The 14,272-nt window shown below is 35.7% G+C and carries 16 protein-coding genes; 5 read left to right on the forward strand and 11 right to left on the reverse strand.

The features are described 5' to 3' along the window. Positions 1–107 precede the first annotated feature (107 nt). From OZD68_RS05130 to OZD68_RS05145, 4 genes are all read right to left on the reverse strand, one after another. On the reverse strand, positions 108–320 hold the full coding sequence (locus OZD68_RS05130; RefSeq protein WP_275009178.1) for a hypothetical protein: 213 nt from the start codon (positions 318–320) through the stop codon (positions 108–110). A 72-nt stretch (positions 321–392) separates the two neighbouring features. Continuing rightward, positions 393–1,247, reverse strand: a complete 855-nt coding sequence (thyX, locus tag OZD68_RS05135) for an FAD-dependent thymidylate synthase (RefSeq protein WP_015589436.1) — start codon at positions 1,245–1,247, stop codon at positions 393–395. A gap of 9 nt (positions 1,248–1,256) precedes the next feature. Further along, positions 1,257–2,534, reverse strand: a complete 1,278-nt coding sequence (gene murA / locus OZD68_RS05140; protein ID WP_182309835.1) for a UDP-N-acetylglucosamine 1-carboxyvinyltransferase — start codon at positions 2,532–2,534, stop codon at positions 1,257–1,259. Between the two features lie 155 nt (positions 2,535–2,689). After that, positions 2,690–3,463: a CPBP family intramembrane glutamic endopeptidase gene (locus tag OZD68_RS05145; protein ID WP_416635899.1), complete on the reverse strand. Its 774-nt coding sequence runs from the start codon at positions 3,461–3,463 to the stop codon at positions 2,690–2,692. Here OZD68_RS05145 and OZD68_RS05150 point away from each other — a divergent pair. Further along, on the forward strand, positions 3,372–3,596 hold the full coding sequence (locus OZD68_RS05150) for a hypothetical protein (protein ID WP_265024127.1): 225 nt from the start codon (positions 3,372–3,374) through the stop codon (positions 3,594–3,596). The genes OZD68_RS05145 and OZD68_RS05150 overlap by 92 nt on opposite strands. A 169-nt stretch (positions 3,597–3,765) precedes the next feature. On the opposite strand, the gene fabF is transcribed toward OZD68_RS05150, so the two are convergent. Both fabF and acpP read right to left on the reverse strand, forming a co-directional pair. Further along, positions 3,766–5,037, reverse strand: a complete 1,272-nt coding sequence (gene fabF / locus OZD68_RS05155) for a beta-ketoacyl-ACP synthase II (RefSeq protein WP_182309837.1) — start codon at positions 5,035–5,037, stop codon at positions 3,766–3,768. A gap of 13 nt (positions 5,038–5,050) precedes the next feature. Beyond that, entirely contained in the window at positions 5,051–5,311 is a 261-nt protein-coding gene (gene acpP, locus OZD68_RS05160; protein ID WP_006279836.1) for an acyl carrier protein, read from the reverse strand. A 145-nt stretch (positions 5,312–5,456) separates the two neighbouring features. Here acpP and OZD68_RS05165 point away from each other — a divergent pair, with 145 nt between their 5' ends. Both OZD68_RS05165 and OZD68_RS05170 read left to right on the forward strand, forming a co-directional pair. Continuing rightward, entirely contained in the window at positions 5,457–6,464 is a 1,008-nt protein-coding gene (locus tag OZD68_RS05165; RefSeq protein ID WP_182309838.1) for a polyprenyl synthetase family protein, read from the forward strand. Continuing rightward, on the forward strand, positions 6,457–7,398 hold the full coding sequence (locus OZD68_RS05170) for an FKBP-type peptidyl-prolyl cis-trans isomerase (protein WP_182309839.1): 942 nt from the start codon (positions 6,457–6,459) through the stop codon (positions 7,396–7,398). The genes OZD68_RS05165 and OZD68_RS05170 overlap by 8 nt, the downstream gene beginning before the upstream one ends. A 68-nt stretch (positions 7,399–7,466) precedes the next feature. On the opposite strand, the gene hslU is transcribed toward OZD68_RS05170, so the two are convergent. Together hslU and hslV are read right to left on the reverse strand one after the other, a co-directional pair. Next, a complete protein-coding gene (gene hslU, locus OZD68_RS05175) occupies positions 7,467–8,957 on the reverse strand; it encodes an ATP-dependent protease ATPase subunit HslU (protein WP_182309840.1) in 1,491 nt (496 codons plus the stop codon). 1 nt (position 8,958) lies between these two features. Beyond that, a complete protein-coding gene (gene hslV / locus OZD68_RS05180) occupies positions 8,959–9,513 on the reverse strand; it encodes an ATP-dependent protease subunit HslV (protein WP_182309841.1) in 555 nt (184 codons plus the stop codon). 115 nt (positions 9,514–9,628) lie between these two features. On the opposite strand from hslV, the gene gshA reads away from it, so the two are divergent. Then, a complete protein-coding gene (gshA, locus tag OZD68_RS05185; protein WP_182309842.1) occupies positions 9,629–10,789 on the forward strand; it encodes a glutamate--cysteine ligase in 1,161 nt (386 codons plus the stop codon). A 3-nt stretch (positions 10,790–10,792) separates the two neighbouring features. Here the strand turns inward: gshA and OZD68_RS05190 are convergent, their stop codons facing one another. From OZD68_RS05190 to OZD68_RS05200, 3 genes are all read right to left on the reverse strand, one after another. Continuing rightward, on the reverse strand, positions 10,793–11,590 hold the full coding sequence (locus tag OZD68_RS05190; RefSeq protein ID WP_182309843.1) for a hypothetical protein: 798 nt from the start codon (positions 11,588–11,590) through the stop codon (positions 10,793–10,795). Positions 11,591–11,660: 70 nt separating this feature from the next. Beyond that, complete coding sequence (hemH, locus tag OZD68_RS05195) at positions 11,661–12,608, reverse strand: ferrochelatase (protein WP_182309844.1); 948 nt, start codon at positions 12,606–12,608, stop codon at positions 11,661–11,663. Beyond that, on the reverse strand, positions 12,609–13,406 hold the full coding sequence (locus OZD68_RS05200) for a hypothetical protein (RefSeq protein WP_182309845.1): 798 nt from the start codon (positions 13,404–13,406) through the stop codon (positions 12,609–12,611). 113 nt (positions 13,407–13,519) lie between these two features. Between OZD68_RS05200 and ndk the strand changes: the two genes are divergently transcribed. Next, positions 13,520–13,939: a nucleoside-diphosphate kinase gene (gene ndk, locus OZD68_RS05205; RefSeq protein WP_182309846.1), complete on the forward strand. Its 420-nt coding sequence runs from the start codon at positions 13,520–13,522 to the stop codon at positions 13,937–13,939. Positions 13,940–14,272: the final 333 nt, after the last annotated feature.

Raw genomic sequence — 14,272 nt, forward strand, 5'->3', positions numbered from 1 at the left:
GTTTATGGCTATAGCAGGCCAGTAGCATATTACGGTCTGTTCGGATTATTGTAAAAAGAGCTATAACTGTTGTTGGTTGATTGAGTAAAAACCAGTGAATGGTCAAGTTAAAACATATTTTTAAATTTCTGCCAAAATCCTGGTTTATTATCATTAACCTTTGTAAATGTTATATTTAAACTGTATTTCGGATCATTTGGCACGTCGTATTTTATGCTAAATGTTGAAACTTTATCGTTATTGTAAATATGTATAGCCTTTCTTATAATAGTCCGAATGCGATAAGATATGTGTTTATGGCTATAGCAGGCCAGTAGCATATTACGGTCTGTTCGGATTATTGTAAAAAGAGCTATAACTGACAGAGGAGATTGACACGTATGCCTTTATCTTTAAGATTGTTTATCAAGTATAGACATCAGCTCCCCCCATTCTCTTTTACCAATATTACTTTCTTCTCTAGTAACGTTTTCCCCTTTAATTAATTTGCGAATTATTTCTAGACCAGTTCTTGAAATACAGGCTGATTCTAGGCAATATTCAACAAAGGCATTGTAGGCCAGTGGAACCCATTTTTTTATTATATCCAGCATAACTTCTGCATAAACTCTGATTTCATATTGGGCATGCTTATCAGCTCTAAGCTTCAAAAAATGAAGGAGATTATGCAGATCTATTTTCCAATAAAATTGCGTGTAGTAATTAAGCATTAGGTTAGTTCTGGCAATTTCTCTTGCAAGCCCCTGCTCAATAAATTTTTCATAATGAGAATATACTAAATTAGAGTCATTTGTTAGAGAATCTATTATTTCCTTTGAGGTATCTGGATCAAAAGCTTCCCCGCTACCTTGTTTATTATTGTCAGATTGTTTTGCAACTTGTTCTGGTTTAGGTGTATAAAATTCATTATCAAGTATTGAATACCTTGCTGAATATTCATTCACATTTGCAGTTCTATGCCTTATCCATTGCCTTGCAACAAAAATTGGAAGTTTCACGTGAAACTTAATTTCACACATTTCAAATGGAGTTGTATGATGATGTCTCATTAAATACTTTATAAGTGCTTCATCCTGACTTATCTGTTTTGTTCCCTTGCCGTAAGAAACACGAGCAGCTTGAACTATAGCGCTATCAGAGCCCATATAATCCACTACTCGAATAAATCCATGATCTAATACCTTATGTTCTTCATATAAGATTGCATCTATTTCTTTTACTATAGTTCGTTTGGTTGCTTCATTCATAAAATATCCTCAAGACGAAATGGAGATATCAGCTCCACATGAATTGAGTTTTTCATGCATTGCTTCATATCCTCTCCATAAATGATGTGAATTGTTTATTATAGTTTCTCCACCGGCTACCAAAGAAGCAAGCACCAAAGCTGCTGTTGATCTTAAGTCAGTAGCATATAGATTAGCTCCAGATAAGCTTTTTATTCCACTTATAGTAGCTTTGCTTTTCTCGATGCTGATATTAGCACCTAACTTTCTCAATTCATCTGCATGTGTAAATCTGTTTTCAAAAATGTTCTCTTCAATTACTGATATCCCATCAGCGATGCACATTGGAGACATCAGTTGTGGTTGCATATCACTGGGAAAATTGGGATATGGATCTGTCGCAACGTTAGCAGACTTAATAGAGCCATTTTTTCTGGAAATAACAATGCCTCCATCATACAGTTCAACCATAGCTCCTATAGTCTCCAACTCATTTGTAATACACCTTATATCAGATAGATTTATTCCTTCCAACTCCAACTTACCACCGGTTATTATAGCAGCTAGTGCATAGGTGCCTGCTTCTATGCGATCTGGTATTATTTTATGAACACATCCATTTAGTGCTTCAACTCCTGTTATTATGACCTTTGTATTATCAATTTCAATATCAGCACCCATTTTCTTCAGAAAATCTATTAAATCAAGAACTTCCGGCTCAGTTGCAGCATTGTTTATTGTTGTCACTCCTTCTGCAAATGTTGCTGCCATTATTACATTTTCTGTTGCGCCAACACTTATTTTCTCAAATGTGATTTCTTTTCCTTGTAGCTTTCCTTTCACTGTTGCAATTATATTATAGCCGTCAATTTCAATTTTAGCTCCCATTTCTTCTAATGCTTTGATATGCATATCAACGGGACGCTTTCCAATGTTGCATCCACCAGGAAATGCTGTTCTCGCTTTGCCAAATCTGCTAAGCATTGGACCCAATATTAGAAAAGAAGTTCTTAGCTTACTTGCGGTTTTATATGGCATCACGTGATTGTTGATATTGCTGCAGTCAATTTTCAAAGTATGGTTCGCTTTATAATTTTTATTGTGCATAAAGTTCACTTCTGCTCCAAGACTTTCAAGCAACTTAGACATTAGATGCACATCAATTAAATCAGGTACATTATGCAAAATTACCGGGGAGCTACTTAATAGACTTGCTGCCATTATTGGTAAAACAGCATTTTTTGAGCCATTAATCTTGATTTTTCCGACCAAAGGTTTGTAGTTATTTCTTATTAATATCTTGTGCATTTAATTAGATATAAAGTATAATTCATTAGTTTATTGAAGTCTTACTAAGTATAATAGATTGACCGTAAAAGGCAAAATTTGCTTTTTCTTCCTCATCATCCCAGTGTCATGCTACCTGCATGACACCTGATGCGAATTGCCCCCGAAATTTTATACTATGAATTACTCAAATGACGCTCTCGAGCTTTATCAAACCAAATAACACCAATTGCAACAATGAAATAACCAGCTGCTCCTAATGTAAGGCGAATTACTGCATCGAAAGTTGACAGAGGAGGAGACGGCATTAGAATGCTCAAAACACTATACACAAGATTATTTGTTGCATGAGCAATAGTTACTGGCCAAATCGAGTTGTCTTTTTCAAACAACCAGGTAAACATTATAGACATTGCACAAATATAAAGGGTATAAGCACAAATAGTCGGGAATGTAAAGCCATCCTTCCACAAAGCTGAGCCAGCAACCACATAAGTTGGTATGTGCCATACTGACCAAATAATACCGACAATAATTGCTCTGATATAAAAATTTGATATTTTGCTTTTAAGATTTTTCAAAAGATAGCCACGCCAACCGATCTCTTCACCAAGAGACATAATGATCCACATCACAAAGGTTGATAATAAAACAAATAACATCACTAATGGACTCAAAACTGCACTCAAATCCTTTACACGGTCTAACGTAAAAGACTCTCGGAAAAATGAAAAACCGCAGTAAATTGACAAAAGACCATTGGAAATTAGCATACTTACCAGAATAAGTATAAACCCTAATAGACAGTTTTTTGGCGAACTAAGTTTAAAAAGATCCCTTACCTTCTGTTTATTATAAATGGTTAGCAAAATTGCAACTGAAGCCGGAACAAATGTTGTTAATAATGTTATGTCTTTGAAAGGTAAGCACCAAGCTATAATGCACGTCAAAAAATATGTAATTACAAAAAATAATGTACAATTAATAGTGGTTAAATTCATGCATACGCCCATCAATTCCTTTTCTGCATTATTGATCTTTATTCATAAATTGTCAATAAAATACTTCTTCAGGGATGAATAGAATATTTTTTCTTTTTGAATTGCTATTGATAGTTTAATTTTTATATGTATTCCCTTTCACAACCGTTTGTCATCCCAGTGTCACGTGCTGGGATGACAGTAGGAGAGCTGCTTGCATGACAAGAGGATGGTACTGGAATGACAAGAGGAAGACACTGGGGTGACATCAACTAAACTTGTCCAAATATGAGCGATGCATTAGTGCCACCAAAACCAAACGAATTAGAAAGTGCATATTGAATTTTATGCTCCTGAGCTTTAAACGGTACAAAATTTAAATCACATCCTTCTGAAGGCTTGTGTAAATTTAAGGTTGGCGGAATAATTCCATTATTTAACGCAAGAATACTGAATATTGCTTCAACGCTCCCTGCAGCACCAAGTAAATGTCCTATAGAAGATTTAGTTGAAGAAACAGGTATTTTATAAACGTAGTCACCGAATAACTGTTTCATTGCTATTACTTCAATTTTATCTCCAAGTGGCGTTGAAGTTCCATGTGCATTGATATACCCTACTTGATTGGGATTAATTTGTGCGCTCTTTAAAGCAAGGTGCATTGCCTTAAATGCGCCTCTTCCTTCTGGATGTGGTGCTGTAATGTGGTGCGCATCTCCTGTGAGTCCGTACCCAACCAGTTCAGCATGTATTTTTGCCCCCCTTTTTTTCGCATGTTCGTATTCCTCCAGCACCAATATACCTGCTCCTTCACCCATAACAAAACCATCGCGTTCTTCATCCCATGGCCTTGAAGCTTCTTCCGGTTTATCGTTAAATTTAGTTGATAACGCCTTCATAGATGCAAAACCTGCAATTCCAACTCTACACAGTGCACTTTCTGCTCCACCTGCAATCATAACATCCGCTTCACCAAGTTTTATAGTTCTTGCTGAGTTTATGATTGCATGCGCACCTGTTGCACATGCGGTTACTGCTGAATCGTTTGGACCTGTAAATTCGTATTTAATAGAAATATGGCCAGATATCAAATTTATTAGACTTGCAGGGACAAAAAATGGACTGACACGTCTGGGCCCTTTTTCCTGCATGGTAATAACATTTTCCTGAATTGACGGAAGACCACCTATACCAGAGCCAATAGTCACACCAAGACGTTCCCGATTGATATTTTGGCTTTCCAAAATTAATGAATCATCTACTGCCTGAATAGCTGCTGCAATACCGTAATGGATAAAACGATCTGTCCTTTTTGAGTCTTTCTCAGAAATATAATCTAGTGGATTGAAATGGTGCTCAATGTTGTCTGATTGCAACGGCACCTGCCCTGCAATTTTGCAAGCAAGATCAGAAGAGTCAAATCTATCCGTATTGATTGCTTTTATGCCAGACTCACTTTTTATTAGCCTTGACCAAGTGTTGTCAACATCTGCCGCTAGTGGAGTGATTAAACCAACACCAGTGACTACTACTCTTCTGCTCATTTAACACTAACTATTAGCCTTTTTTATTATTAATGTACTCAACTATTTGCTCCATAGTTTCCATTTTTTGTGCGTCTTCATCTGGAATTTCTATTCCAAACTCTTCTTCTGCTGCCATGATGATTTCAACTGCATCTAAGCTGTCTGTACCATGCTCCGAAAGCTTTGAAGAGCTGTTGAATTTCTCTACATCCTTACTAATATGCTCTAGTATAATCTTTTTCACTTTTTCTTCTATGTCTTCTCTAGTGCTCTTTGCTAGTTCGCTATTCACATTTCTTACCGAAAAAATAACCTATTCTTTGATGTTATAAAAAATTTTTATGTTTGCAATATCTTTTATAACTGGTAAACTACAGTAAAGTTTTCTACTGCCCTAGCTGGCTAGCGTTACGTGCTAAATAATTAACAATTCAAAAATGCTAGACGAAACAACAAAAAATTTGCTTATTGTAGAAGTAAATAAACTCTTACCAGAAAATAGCGAGAATAAGCTTATATCAGCTATGCGTTATATACTCCTTGCTCCTGCAAAACATATACGCTCCTTTTTAGTCGTAGCTTCATCGCGAGTGTTTAACGCGGAAGCTAAAAAAGTAATATCAGTTGCTGCAGCAATTGAATTTGTTCATGCTTACTCTCTAATTCACGATGATTTACCTTGCATGGACAACAGTGATACTCGCAGAAGCCAGCTAAGCTGCCATAAAAAATTTGATGAAGCAACAGCAGTGCTTGCCGGAGGTGCACTACTTACTCTGGCTTTTGAGGTATTATCTTCGTTAAATGAGAAACGCTGTGAGATCATAAAAGTTCTTTCTCAGGCAATAGGAATTAGGGGAATGGTGGGAGGACAGGCTTTAGATATTAACAGTGAGCATATAGATTTTAGCCCACAACCCTCTGTCATTCAAGTAGCTGACACTGGGATCCAGAAGGCTTTGCCTACAAGCATTTCGTGCAAAAAGCCATGCGATAGTGGAGCTGAACATGAAATGGATTCCAGTGTCAGCTACTTGCATGACACCCTTTCTACCTTAAAACTACAACATTCGTACGGCTGTATGTATGACGCTGGAATGACGTCGGGCCAAGCTGATAAAATAAAAGAAATTCATTTGATGAAAACCGCAAAACTATTTGCAGCTTCATGTGAAATAGGTGCTATAATCGGGGGTGCTACAGACAAGCAACGTAAAGCGTTATATAACTATGGAATAAATCTAGGGCTTATCTTTCAAGCTAAGGATGATATTGAAGACTACGAACAAGATAAAACAAATAATCTTATGTCTGTGCTTGGTAAAAGTGAAGTAGAGGACTATATAGACGGCCTCTTTAAACAAGGCTTGGATAATTTGAGTGCGCTTTCAGGGGATACTAATTATTTATATGATTTATTGAATCAAGTAAAGAAAGATGGTTAGAAAAATTATATTACAAATGCTTATTTCCGTAGTAATGATTCTCACTTTAACTTCTGCTTTTGTGTTTACTATTGTCTATATAAACAAAGGTAAACCGGAAAAAAAGGACAAGCTTTATGAGATAAATGCCACGCATGGTGGTTTGATACAGACGATAGCACATTACCTAGTGAAGCCAATACTTGAATCAGCACTTGACCGCTATATTGAAAAGCATGGGCTGACAGAATATTTAGAAGAAATAACGCAGCAAAAGGAAGAAGATTCAATAAATTTTTATGAAATTACTGAAGGCAGTGGCAGCAAGGCTTTTTGTGGCCTGGAAGTCCTATTGCAAATATATAAAATTTCTAATAATAACTCAGCAACACTCCCTAGCAAAGTTTCTGATGTTACTTTGAAAATAGGTCAAGATGACCTAAAAGAGGTGAGTTTAGGGGTAATAGGTATGAAAGAAGGCGGAGAGCGTGTAGTTACTATTGCCAATGAGAACAAAATGAATTTTAATTCTTATTACGTCAAACTGATCGAAGTAAAGGATAAATATCCCGACTCAGTAAATAATCTGATGGTTTTTAATGACTTAATTAACAAGACTGGAAAACAAGTAAGGTGCGGTGATGAGATATCGGTTAAATATAGCGTAAAGGAGCATAATGGGGAATATATAGTCAAAGATCAAACAGTGCAATTTAGTGTTGGCGATAAAAAAATACCACTTGCTATAGAGCTTGGAGTTGTGGGAATGAGAGCTGGTAATAAAAGAACTATTCTTTCTCCGCCTGACCTTTTGACTATTACTGACGATATGTTAATAAAAGACATAGATTATGATGAAGAAAATATCTCAATAATTGACTTAAGCTTAGATGTTAAGCAAGAGGTCGCAGCACACCATTCTACTGTTGAAAAACATCCTAAAGAATATAGCTGAAATTTTAGGTCTACTGGCTAATCTTCTGAACACTCTCTATACTACTTAAAGTAGGCTTTTCGTTTTTCCTAAAGTATAAACTTAGATAAATCAAGCTGCTTCGAAATTGACTCAAGTTTATCTTTTACATACTTGCTGTCTATAATGAATTTTTCGCTATTTTTTTCAGAAGCAATGAAACTTATTTCATCTAAAAGCTTCTCCATGACAGTGTGAAGCCTTCTTGCGCCTATATTTTCCACTTGCCTATTAACTGTAAACGCTATTTCAGCTATGGTTTTTATACCATCATCAGTGAACTCAAGTGTCACATTTTCTGTTTTCATTAAAGCTATGTACTGCTTTAACAAACTAGATTCTGGTTCCTTTAATATTCTTATTAAACCCTCTTGAGTAAGTGCCTTAAGTTCTACCCTGATCGGTAATCTGCCCTGCAATTCCGGTAAGAGGTCAGATGGTTTAGACTGATGAAAAGCACCAGATGCAATAAATAATATATGGTCTGTTTTTACATGGCCATACTTAGTTGTAACAGTTGTTCCTTCAAGTAATGGTAACAGATCGCGTTGCACTCCTTCTCTGTTTACTTCACCTTTTACTTCTGTACGCGCTGCAATTTTGTCTATTTCATCCAAAAATACTATACCGTCATTACTAACAAGATCAATGGCTTCTTTGATTATCTTATCTTCATCCATTAGCCTTTCACTTTCTTCATTAATTAATATTTCACGCGCTTCTTTTACCTTCACCGTAATAGTTTTTGTTTTTTTGCTCCCGTTAAACATCTTGCCCATTATTTCTGTTACATTCATCACACCAACTTGCCCACCTGGCATGCCTGGTATATCGAAAGTAGGTAACATACTCTTGCTCTCTCTGACGTTAATAGAAACTTCTCCGTCCTCAAACTCTTTATTCCTCAACCTTTCCCTAAAAATTTTTTTACTCTCTTCGGTTGCATTTTCGCCTACCATAGAGTTTACTATTGTTTTCTCAGCTAAAATTAAAGCCTTTTTAGCTAAGGCTTTACGGGCTTTCTCTTTAACTAAAACTATTGCTGCATCAACTAAATCGCGTATTATCGAATCAACGTCACGTCCAACGTACCCTATTTCAGTAAACTTCGTTGCCTCAATTTTTATGAACGGTGCACCGGCAAGTTTTGCTAAGCGACGAGCTATTTCGGTTTTACCAACCCCTGTATGACCGATCATCAATATATTCTTAGGTATGATTTCATCACGCAATGGAAATGGAACCTGATTGCGACGCCAACGATTTCTGAGCGCAATAGCAACAGCACGCTTTGCATCATCCTGTCCGATTATGAATCTGTCCAATTCTTTAACTATCTTCTGTGGTGGCAGGTCATCTAACAAAACTTGAGTGCTGTCATTAACTTGAACATCGCTGTCATTTGAATCAAAACCACTCTTAGTATCTTTATAGAGGTTATCTTTTTCATCGTAGGTGTCACTACTACAAGACCGCCCTTCTGAAAGGGTTATAGGCTGATTGGAAAAATTGGTGCACAAAGTTTTTTGTTCAGAAGACATATCACTCCTCTATTTTTTCAATAATTATATTATGATTTGTATAAACACATATATCAGCAGCTATCTTCATAGCCTTTTTCGCAATTTCCTCTATTGATATTCCTTTAATGTCAATTAAAGCTCTTGCTGCAGATAGAGCAAAATTTCCACCAGAGCCAATAGCTGCAATTCCATCTTCAGGTTCAAGAACATCACCTGTTCCCGTAATTACTAATGAAATAGATTTATCTGCAACAATCATCATAGCCTCTAATTTTCTTAGATATTTATCCATTCTCCAGTCTTTTGCAAGTTCAACACATGCCCTCATTAATTGCCCTGGGTGCTTGTCAAGTTTAGATTCTAGTCTTTCAAAGAGAGTAAATGCATCGGCTGTTGCTCCAGCAAAACCGGCAATTACAGAATCACCAGAAAGACGCCTAACTTTTTTTGCTCCGGATTTTATAACAGTGTGGCCCAGTGAAACTTGTCCGTCACCTATTACCACTACGCTTTCACCCTTTCTAATTGATAATATAGTAGTGCCATACATTTTACTGTTGTCGTGTTGAATCATTTTTCTATCACTTTAAATAAGAATCTCATTATACTTTAATCTTTAGTCAAATTTGCTAAATATGTTTAATTATAGCTTATAATATAATACCTTCCTTATAACATTTAAAGTGTAGATGCAAAACATAATTCACCCAGATTTGGAAAAAAGTATAAATAATTGGTTCGGAGCAAAATTTAACGGCCTTACATTGCCATTTTATAGCTCTATAGATCTTAGAAACTCTGGCTATAAAATCGTTCCAGTAGACGCTAATTTATTTCCTGCGGGGTTCAATAACTTAAGTGAAGAATCAAGAACGATGGCAGCAAGATTGATAAAAAGCTATTTTAAAAGACATCAATACAAAAAGGTTCTTATAATACCGGAAAATTATACACGCAATGAAATGTATATAGAAAACGTATTTGTTATAGAGAAAATACTACAACTCGCAGGTTTTGAGACTAGAATTGGCCTTTTATATAATGAAGTATACAATTTAATAGAACAGTATGAAACTGTTGTGAAAGAAAACTCTCTGCTAAAGACAACTTCAGGATTTGTGCCTGATGTTATTATACTGAACCGTGATATGACGAGCCACATTCCAGACACGCTGAAAGACGTAAAGCAAGATATAGTACCAAGCCCACTATACGGTTGGCATAGCAGGCAGAAATTTAAGTATTTTGAAATCTATCAAGAATTAGCATCTGAGTTTTGTGGCAAATTTAAAATAGACCCATGGCTAATTTCTGTGCTTACAGAGAGCTGTGATGGAGTTGATTTTGATGATGATTTGTCACTAGGAGCAGTAGCAACTAAAGTTGACCAAATATTATCTCTAGTGCAAAAAAAATATGAGGAATATGAAATAAAAACACAACCTTACGTTTTTATCAAAGCAAGCAATGGCACATATGGGATGGGCATTATAACAGCAACAAGTGGAGAGGAAATATTAAACCTCAATAAAAAAAAGCGTCATAAAATGAAAAAGATAAAAGAAGGAATAGCAATCAATAGCGTTATTATACAAGAAGGTGTACCAACCATTGACATGTTTAAAAGCAGTTCTGCAGAACCGCTAATATACTATATAGGAGATACTCCAACATGTTACTTATACCGATGTAATAGCAGAAAAGATGTATATTCTAGCTTGAATGCCACTGACTGTGAGTTTCATGATGTTAGCCAGGTTGTAGAAGGTAAAATTCTATCACTTTGGAGTATTGTTAGCAAATTAGCAGTACTAGCGTTGGCAGTAGAAATAAAATCTTTTCATCCCTAATTCTTATACCTCTACAGTGCTGTCATTAGAATGACCGTTTATATTATGAACATCATCAAGTTCAGTGGAAGGATCATCATTGACAGGTTGTTGAAACAATTTGTCAAGCTGAACTGCAAGAAATACTGCACTATATATTATGCTGACTGTTACGCTTAAGTTGAAATTATAGATTATACCATTACCTAAGTTTATTGGTATAGTTGGAGTCTCTATCCTTCTTAATATGAAGTTTAATAAACCTAACGACAAAGTTAATGTACTAATAATAAGGTCCTTCTTACACTCAGCAGACTTTTCAGGATCCTTATTATCCAGATATTCCTTGCATGTATAATAATAGCTTATAGGTTCTGAAATGAACAAAAATAGGATCGTTGAGGTTAAGTTAATATAACTTATTATGTCTGTATTGCTTCCAGTGCAAAAATGGATGATTTTCAACATCATTAGCGCTTCTATGGTGCTGCTTGCAAGATTAGCCGATTTACCCACAATTTTTGCCAGCTCTTTTTTACTCTCAGGGTTTCTGTAATCCTTAATTAGATCCTGTAGAGTAAATGCAGAATAGGCAGTGTATAGAATAGATGTCGGAAACTTTACTAGTCGAGCAACATTCCGTATAAGAAAGATATTGGATCTATTATTGTCAATGAACTCGCAGCAAAATTGCAGTGAAATCTTACACAATAGGGCTGTTAAACCTGTTGTGATGCAGATTACCTTCCTGAAATCATGATCATAAATATCATGCACCCTTTGTGCGAGTATGTTAGATTTCTTTTTTAGCTTGTTTGGCATGAAATAGTTAATAACTTCCTGTTATTCTATCACATAAAATCCTAAAAGAAAAGCCCTATGAATGAGGACTTTAAGGGAGATTTGTGCACAAATCGGCCAGGCATTTTATAAACAAGGGATCGGTACTGAGAGTTGGCACACGAAAGTAATATCCATCATTGATAATTGCTTTATATTCTATATCAAGTTCAACTAGAGTTTCTGAATGCTCAGAAACAAAAGATATAGGTGATAGAACTACAGGTACACCATCAGCTTTTGCGCGTAATAGCTCACTTTCAGTGCTTGGCTCTAGCCATTTTACAGGACCAATCTTACTCTGATAACATATTGACCAATCTAAGTTATTGATAGCTAACTTTTCTACTATTAACTCTACGCTTCTTTCTACCTGTGAAGCGTAAGGGTCGCCCTTTTTAATGATACTAAGAGGTAAGCTATGGGCTGAAAATAGGACTCTTGGTTTACCGATTTTTCTAGCCAATTTATAGTACTTAGCTATCAGATTAGTGTGAGCTTCAATAAAATCTTGGTTATCATAATAACGGTGAATCATTTTTGTATTGCATTTTAGGCCGTAACGTTTAGCATTTTTTTGCCAATTCTCGATGGATGACAGAGTTGTGGTAGTTGAATATTGTGGATACAGTGGCAGCAGAATTACTTCGTCAGGATCAAACTGTTTTACACTTTCAATAACTTCGTCAGCAAATGGACGCCAATAGCGCATGCAGATGAATACCTTGTGTACATGGTTTCTATTTTCGTTTAATTTTAGTTCTAAAGCATTAGCTTGCATTTTTGTATTCTCTAGAATTGGCGATTTACCTCCAATTTCCTCGTATATTTTTCGTGCAGTATTTTCTCGTTTCGCAGATATAAACTTTGCTAAAAGAAACCGAAAGGGATTCGGTAGATTGATTATTCTCCTGTCATAAAAAAGGTTGAATAAAAAAGGACGGACCGCATTTAGTGAATCAGGCGCGCCAAGATTAAATAAGATAACTGCCTTTTTCACCTACGCACTACTACAACAAGTTACTTCTGTGGTGCCTATAAAATTAGCTACACACTCATCAAATTTGGTTATAGGCACTAAATTTCTTACACTGGCATACAATAAGTGGCCTGATCTCTTCAGGTTACTCTTGGTGGATGTGAAGTTCCAATCGAAAAATGTATCGACAAAAAGACTTGGTACCGTTTCAAGAAGTTCAACAGCAGCTAAAGATAGCATTATACAACTTTGCAGGACATTCAGAAGAACCTTGAGGGGAAAAAGTAAAACTTTAACGAAAAGAGAGGTGCTACTTGTTTCATCCAGTAGTCGCCCTGAGTTAGGCGAATTATACTCGGTGTGTTTTCTATTTTGATCAAAGATAGGAAATTTTATAGTATCTTTCTTAAATTCCGCGTCTATTTCTTTTCTACTATGGTTAGTGATTTTTTCCATTAACTTCTCACGCAGATGAAAAGTTCTGACAATAAAACATGTGGCAATCATTAAGGAAGCACATAAAAGTGCGCATTTCATGAGGCTCATACTGCCTAGCATAGCTGGCAGTGCAAAACAAACAAGCGGTGCTATGATTGTCATTTCAAGAAATGGAATAGTGTTTCTTTTCATTGCAAAAGCAGCACCTTTTTTCAATTCTGTATTATGATGTAAGCTATATTCCAAAAAGCTTAAAAAGGCCAAATTAAAAGTTAAAAATCCTTTTGTTCCACAAAAAAGTGATGACTTAAAGTTACTTACTAATTTTTTAGTAGTAGATTCAGCTTGTTTAGTAGTGTTATTTTTACAACATTCACGCATACAATACCTCCTTGATGATTTGTCCTTAATTATAGATAAAAAATCACTTCTATGAAATTAAAATTTGTAATAAAATAAATCTATAAATGTACTATTCTATATAAGGAAATAATATGGCAATTGAGAAGACACTTTCAATCTTAAAACCTGATGCAGTAAAAAATAATATTACAGGCAATATAAATTCCTACATCGAACAATCTGGGCTGAAAATCACAGCACAAAAAATGATGTTACTAACAAAAAAACAAGCAGAGCTGTTTTATGAAATTCATAAAGATAGGCCTTTTTTTGGGGAATTAGTAGAGTTTATGACCTCTGGTTCTGTGGTAGTTCAAGTTTTAGTTGGTGAAAATGCAGTAAGTAAATACAGACAAATCATGGGAGCTACCAATCCAAAGCAGGCAGATAAAGGCACAATCAGGGGTGATTTTGCTGATGATATTAGTGAAAATAGAGTCCACGGCTCGGATAGTCTAGAAAATGCTCGTAAGGAGATAGCTTTCTTTTTTGCTGAATGTGAGTTGGTGTAGTTAACTCAGATTGGCGTCATCCAAGTAGCTGACAACATAGAAACGAAAAAACTTGCTTGACACCCTCCGCCAGCCCCCTTATCATGAAACTGAAGCTGTTGTATTTGCTTTCGCCAATCTGCAGATTAAAAGGTAAGGATTACTTAATGTATCGGCGTCTTATGTTCAATTTTTTGCAGTATATNNNTACTGTATGTCTTTACAAAACTTCATCTACATCTAGGTTTTTATCTAAATAAGCTGAACGCGCTTATAAAGCGTTGCAAGACATCAAAAAATGCCAATACTCGACAGAGATAGTAAAAGACTAGCTAACTCGGGGATTCTTTGTCT

The sequence above is a fragment of the Wolbachia endosymbiont of Drosophila bicornuta genome (assembly GCF_028982105.1).
GTDB lineage: Bacteria > Pseudomonadota > Alphaproteobacteria > Rickettsiales > Anaplasmataceae > Wolbachia > Wolbachia pipientis.

Bases quoted from the DNA above. Each gene is read 5' to 3' on its own strand.
- OZD68_RS05170 (WP_182309839.1), top strand. From the start codon at position 6,457: ATGGTTAGAAAAATTATATTACAAATGCTTATTTCCGTAGTAATGATT.
- fabF (WP_182309837.1), bottom strand. From the start codon at position 5,037: ATGAGCAGAAGAGTAGTAGTCACTGGTGTTGGTTTAATCACTCCACTA.
- hslV (WP_182309841.1), bottom strand. From the start codon at position 9,513: ATGATTCAACACGACAACAGTAAAATGTATGGCACTACTATATTATCA.
- OZD68_RS05150 (WP_265024127.1), top strand. From the start codon at position 3,372: ATGGTTAGCAAAATTGCAACTGAAGCCGGAACAAATGTTGTTAATAAT.
- thyX (WP_015589436.1), bottom strand. From the start codon at position 1,247: ATGAATGAAGCAACCAAACGAACTATAGTAAAAGAAATAGATGCAATC.
- murA (WP_182309835.1), bottom strand. From the start codon at position 2,534: ATGCACAAGATATTAATAAGAAATAACTACAAACCTTTGGTCGGAAAA.
- ndk (WP_182309846.1), top strand. From the start codon at position 13,520: ATGGCAATTGAGAAGACACTTTCAATCTTAAAACCTGATGCAGTAAAA.
- OZD68_RS05190 (WP_182309843.1), bottom strand. From the start codon at position 11,590: ATGCCAAACAAGCTAAAAAAGAAATCTAACATACTCGCACAAAGGGTG.
- OZD68_RS05130 (WP_275009178.1), bottom strand. From the start codon at position 320: ATGCTACTGGCCTGCTATAGCCATAAACACATATCTTATCGCATTCGG.
- hslU (WP_182309840.1), bottom strand. From the start codon at position 8,957: ATGTCTTCTGAACAAAAAACTTTGTGCACCAATTTTTCCAATCAGCCT.
- gshA (WP_182309842.1), top strand. From the start codon at position 9,629: ATGCAAAACATAATTCACCCAGATTTGGAAAAAAGTATAAATAATTGG.
- OZD68_RS05165 (WP_182309838.1), top strand. From the start codon at position 5,457: ATGCTAGACGAAACAACAAAAAATTTGCTTATTGTAGAAGTAAATAAA.
- OZD68_RS05200 (WP_182309845.1), bottom strand. From the start codon at position 13,406: ATGCGTGAATGTTGTAAAAATAACACTACTAAACAAGCTGAATCTACT.